This is a genomic window from Kitasatospora sp. NPDC057198, from assembly GCF_042670125.1.
GTDB lineage: Bacteria > Actinomycetota > Actinomycetes > Streptomycetales > Streptomycetaceae > Kitasatospora.
Genome location: NZ_JBHUWH010000484.1, coordinates 548 through 5,681, shown reverse-complemented (window position 1 = coordinate 5,681; position 5,134 = coordinate 548). Strand labels below are relative to the sequence as shown.

General features: G+C 72.5%; 4 protein-coding genes and 1 pseudogene. 2 read left to right on the top strand and 3 right to left on the bottom strand.

Features of this window, described 5'->3' with window-relative positions:
* The first annotated feature begins 1,123 nt into the window (after positions 1–1,123).
* The gene (locus ACFUEL_RS33725; RefSeq protein WP_380241062.1) at positions 1,124–2,854 is read left to right on the top strand and encodes a ricin-type beta-trefoil lectin domain protein; all 1,731 of its coding nucleotides are present in this window, start codon (positions 1,124–1,126) and stop codon (positions 2,852–2,854) included.
* Positions 2,855–2,924: 70 nt separating this feature from the next.
* Positions 2,925–3,104, top strand: a complete 180-nt coding sequence (locus ACFUEL_RS33720; RefSeq protein WP_380241060.1) for a hypothetical protein — start codon at positions 2,925–2,927, stop codon at positions 3,102–3,104.
* Here ACFUEL_RS33720 and ACFUEL_RS33715 read toward each other — a convergent pair.
* The 3 genes and pseudogenes from ACFUEL_RS33715 to ACFUEL_RS33705 all read right to left on the bottom strand — a co-directional run.
* Positions 3,059–3,526 (bottom strand): annotated as a pseudogene (locus tag ACFUEL_RS33715) (FAD-dependent monooxygenase); the annotation flags it as partial. The gene ACFUEL_RS33720 and the pseudogene ACFUEL_RS33715 overlap by 46 nt on opposite strands.
* A gap of 70 nt (positions 3,527–3,596) precedes the next feature.
* The gene (locus tag ACFUEL_RS33710) at positions 3,597–4,523 is read right to left on the bottom strand and encodes a VOC family protein (RefSeq protein WP_380241059.1); all 927 of its coding nucleotides are present in this window, start codon (positions 4,521–4,523) and stop codon (positions 3,597–3,599) included.
* A gap of 42 nt (positions 4,524–4,565) precedes the next feature.
* Positions 4,566–5,134: fumarylacetoacetate hydrolase family protein (locus ACFUEL_RS33705; protein WP_380241057.1), on the bottom strand; the 569-nt coding region annotated here is incomplete at its 5' end.

Here is a 5,134-nt window from a genome sequence, read left to right as displayed (position 1 = left end):
GCCCGGCCACGCAGGACGCGGCGCGGCCCGGGGCCGGCCCGGCGGAAGCCCCCCGCGCCGACGGCGGGAAGAAGGCGGAGAAGGGGGAGAAGGGGGAGAAGGGCGGGAAACCGTCCGGGAAGGGGCAGAAGCGGTGACGGGGCGGCCCGGCGCCCGACGCCCCCCCGGTGCGGCCGGGACAGCGAGACGTTCAGGCACCCGGCTGGCCGGGCACCCGACTGTCCAGGCACCCGGCTGTCCGTCCGCGTCGGGGCAGGAGCGGCCCAGGTCGTGCTGGGCGAAGGTGTTGGGCCGGCCGCCGTGCTCCGGGTGGTCCAGCACCGGCCAGCGGTCGTTGATCACCCGGGGCCGGGCGCCGTCCACGGTGTTCCCGAGGCGTCCGCCCGTCGTTGCTCGCCGCCTGCGCGGTGACGTGGCTGAGCGGCACCGACTGGCGCCGCAGGTCGACGGGGAGCCGAAGCCATCGGGATTCACCATGATCCGCTCTCCGGTGGGTGGGGGAGGTGGGCGTCCGGACGGGGACTTCGGATCCTCGACCGGGGTGGAAGCGGTGGGGCGGTGGAAGCGGTGGAGTGGTGTGGCGGTGGAGGCCCGGGGCGGGGGCCGGGAAGCTGCCCGCACCGGTGATTCCAACGTTGGAATGAGCGAACAGAACGGCATGCAACCATCGACCGGGCCGCACGTCCAGACCTTTGGCGAAAGTCCTCGCCTCCACCCGGGCGGGGGTGCGAGGTGCGCTATTGACTTCATTGGTTCAGTCCAATAAGTTCACCGCTCGGAATTCGCACCGCCCAACTCGACTGCCCAGTAAGGGCTTTGGCGTTCCAATGCCCTGCTCCAGGGGCGGCCGCAGTGCTGTGCGCCGTTCCCGCCCCGCGTGCGCCGGTGGACTTCGGCCCGGACGCCTGCGGGGCGTTCGTCTCCCGCCCCGGCTCCCACGGGCGGACGCGTCCGCGTTCGGGAAGCGGCACCCGCTTGTCGGGTCACCGTCCCGGGCGTCGGTGTCGAACCGCAGGGCGGACGTCCGGCGGCCGGCGTGGCTCCGTCCGCGCGGTGCGGCCCGGGACGTCGCCGGCCCCTGCCGGTCCCGCGCAATCGGATCCCTCTCTCGGAGGCTGAACACATGCGACTCAAGCAGGCACGGACACGACAGCAGAGGTGGAGGAGGGCGCTCTCGCTGGTTCCCGTCGTCGCGCTCACGGTGGCCGCCACCGTCACCGCGACGACGGGCACCGCGGTCGCGGCCCCCGCGCTGCCGTCGGGCTTCTCGCTCACCTGGAGCGACGACTTCAACGGCGCGGCCGGGACCGGCATCGACCAGGGCCTGTGGAAGTACGACACCGGGCCGGGCAGCAACTTCGGCACCGGCGAGATCGAGACCATGACCAGCAGCACCTCGAACGTCTACTACGACGGCCAGGGCCACCTGGTGCTCCGGGCGCTGCACTCCGGCTCCGACCCGCGCGCCGGCTGGACCTCCGGCCGGGTGGAGACCCAGTCGGCGTCCTTCGGCGCCCCGGCGGGCGGGGTGGTGCGGATGGAGTCCGTCCTCCAGCAGCCCGACGTCAACACCTCCAACGGCGCCGGGTACTGGCCCGCGTTCTGGATGCTCGGTGCGCCGCTGCGCGACGGGGTGACCTGGCCGAAGTCCGGCGAGGTCGACATCATGGAGGACATCAACGGCCGCAGCTCGGTCTTCAGCACCCTCCACTGCGGTGTCAACCCGGGCGGCCCGTGCAACGAGTCCACCGGCATCGGATCGGGCGAGCGGGCCTGTCCGGGCTGCCAGACCGGCTTCCACGACTACGCGGTGGAGATCGACCGCTCGGTGGCGCCCGAGCAGATCCGGTTCTACCTGGACGGGAGCAACTTCTACACCGTCAACGCCAATCAGGTGGACGCGACGACCTGGGCCAACGCGGTCGACCACCCGTTCTTCATCATCTACGACCTGGCGATCGGCGGCGGCTTCCCCGACGCCTTCGGCGGCGGCCCGAACGCGGCCACCGTCTCCGGCGGCAAGCTGGTCATCGACTCGGTCGCCGTCTACAACAAGGGCCCGGGCTCCGGCGGCGGTGGCGGCGGCACGGTGACGGGCCAGACCATCACCGGACCGGGCGGGAAGTGCGTGGACGTGGCCGGTGACGACACCGGTGGCGACGGCACGGCCGTGCAGCTGTGGGACTGCCAGTCGGGCGCCAAGGACCAGCACTGGACCTGGAGCGGCCAGACCCTGCAGACCCTCGGCAAGTGCCTGGACATCGCAGGGGGCAACAGCGCGGGCGGCACCAAGCTCCAACTCGCCACCTGCAACAGCGGCGGCTACCAGAACTGGGTGCGCCAGAGCGACGGCTCGCTGCGCAACCCGACCAGCGGCCGGTGCATCGACTCGCCGTCGGGCGCCACCGCCAACGGCACCCGGCTGCAGATCTGGGACTGCAACGGCTCCGGCGCCCAGAAGTTCGCCATCGGCACCCCGGTCTACGGGCCGGGCGGCAAGTGCGTGGACGTGGCCGGTGACGACAACGGCGGCGACGGCACGGCCGTGCAGCTGTGGGACTGCCAGCAGGCGACCTCGCTCGACCAGAAGTGGACCTGGAGCGGCCAGACCCTGCAGACCCTCGGCAAGTGCCTGGACATCGCGGGCGGCGTCAACGCCAACGGCACCAAGCTCCAACTCGCCACCTGCAACAACGGCGGCTACCAGAACTGGATCGCCAACGCCGACGGCTCCATGACCAACCCCACCACCGGCCGGTGCATCGACTCGCCGTCGGGCGCCACCGCCAACGGCACCCGGCTGCAGATCTGGGACTGCAACGGCTCCGGCGCGCAGAAGTTCGCCCTCGCCTGAGCGGACGGGCACGGCGGCGCGGGCCTGCGGCGCCCGTGACCGCCGTGCCCGGCCCGCGTCCGCAGCGCCCGTGACGTACCACCTCCGGATCTTCCAGGAACACCTCGGCCGTGAACGGCCCCCGGCCGACCTCTGCTCGTGCGGCAGGGTGTCGACGATCAGCCAGTCGTGGAAGAAGCCGAGGTCGGTGACGGTGGTGGCCATGCCGGAGCGGACGAAGCTGTTGGCGCCGTCCGCGCCGATGACGTAGCGGGCGCGGATCGTGCCCGGCCCGTCGGGTCCGTCGGTGGTCAGGTCGACGTGGTCCTCGCCGTGGACGAGGTCGACGGCCTCGCAGCCGCGGCGGACGGTGACCGTGGGCAGGTCCTCGGCGGATTCGGCGAGGACGGCCTCCAGCCGGGGCCGGCAGAAGAAGCCGGCGGTGGGCCAGCCGGAGATCCCGTTGCCCGACCAGTCGAGGCGCACGAGCGGCTCGCCGGCGTGGTTGCGCCACTCGTAGTGGTCGGGGACGGGGTCGGTGACGGCCCGGACCCGTTCGGCCACCCCGGCGGCCTGGAAGATCCGGCCGATCTCGTGGTCGAAGTGGACGGCCCGGGGCAGGTCGTAGGGGCTGGGCCAGCGTTCGACGGCGACGACGTCGTGCCCCTGCCGGCCCAGCAGCAGGGCCAGCACCTGCCCGACGGGGCCGAAGCCCACGATGGCGACGTCGTGCACCGGCGTGGAGGTGCCTGTCGTGGTGGCGCTACCTCGTCGGGCTGTGGGCGCCGGTCATCAGAGCGGCGAGATCGTCGGGGGCGAGGAAGGACGGCGGGGGCGGCGGGCCCCAGTTGAACAGGCCCTTGGCTCCTTCGAGGACCTCCGGGGTCCACAGCTGGTCGTCGACGACGCAGTCCATGTCGGAGTAGTACTCGCTGAAGTTGCCGGCCGGGTCCTTGAGGTACCAGAAGAAGTTGGAGCCGGCGTGGTGGCGGCCCAGGCCCCACACGTGCCGCTCGGGGTGGTCCCGGAGCATGGCGGCGGCGCCGCGGCCGACCTCGTCGATGTCGTCGACCTGCCAGGAGGAGTGGTGCAGGAAGGCGACCGGGGCGGCCAGGACCAGGATGTTGTGGTGGTCGGTGGAGCAGCGCAGGAACGCCCCGTGGTCCTTGATGTAGTCGGACGCCTTGAAGCCGAGCCCGTCGCGGAAGAAGGCGGTGGTGGCGTCGAAGTCGGTGGTGCCGACGACGGCGTGGCCGAGCTTGCGGGGCCGCACCCGGCCGGTGCGCAGGACGCCCGGGGCGCGCGAGCCGGTGCGCTCGGCCCGGCCGGGGCCGTTGTAGGCCGTGGCCGGCACCGGGTCCTGCACCAGGCGGGGGGTGACCTCCAGGACGGCGCGTACGGCGGTGGCCCGGTCGTACGCGGACAGGGTGTGGCCCTGGACGGTGCTGTCGGTGCCGAGCCGCTTCAGTCGGGCGGCGGCGGACGCGAGGTCGTCGGGGGTGTCGACGCCGATGCGGACCTCCACCAGGCGGCGGGTGGGCGCGGGGACGATGCGGAGCTGGCGTCCGGCGTCCCGGGTGGTGAACCAGCCGTAACCGTCCGGGAGGAGACCGAAGTCGGTGTAGTAGTCGGCCGTTTCGGCGACGTCGGGGACCCCCATGGTGATGGAGGTCAGGCGGTGCAGTGCCACGGGGAACTCCTTGGCTTCTCTGTCCGGCGGGGTCCGGCCGGATCAGGCGGAGAAGGTCTGGCGCAGTTCGCCGATGCCCTCGACGGTGCTGACGAGTTCGTCGCCGGGGGAGAGCCAGCGCTGCGGGTCGCGGCCGAGGCCGACGCCGGCGGGGGTGCCGGTGAAGATCACGTCCCCGGGCAGCAGCGGCAGGACGGCGGACAGCTTGGCGATCAGGGCCGGCACGGAGAAGATCAGGTCGCGGGTGCGTCCCTTCTGGACCTCCTCGCCGTTGACCGAGCAGCGCAGTTCGAGGTCGTCGGGGTTCTCGAACTCGTCCGGCGAGACCAGCCACGGCCCGATCGGGGCGAACCCCGGGTAGGACTTGCCCAGGCTGAACTGGGGCACGGAGCCCGCCAGTTGGGACACCCGCTCGGAGATGTCCTGGCCGACCGCCAGTCCTGCGACGTGGCTCCAGGCGTCCGCCTCGGAGGCGTTCTCGGCGCGGCGGCCGATGACGGCGACCAGCTCGACCTCCCAGTCGGTGTGGCCGCCGTCCGGCAGCTTCACCTCGGTGACGGGGCCGCTGATGCTGGTGGCGAACTTGGTGAAGACCGGCGGCAGCCCTTCGG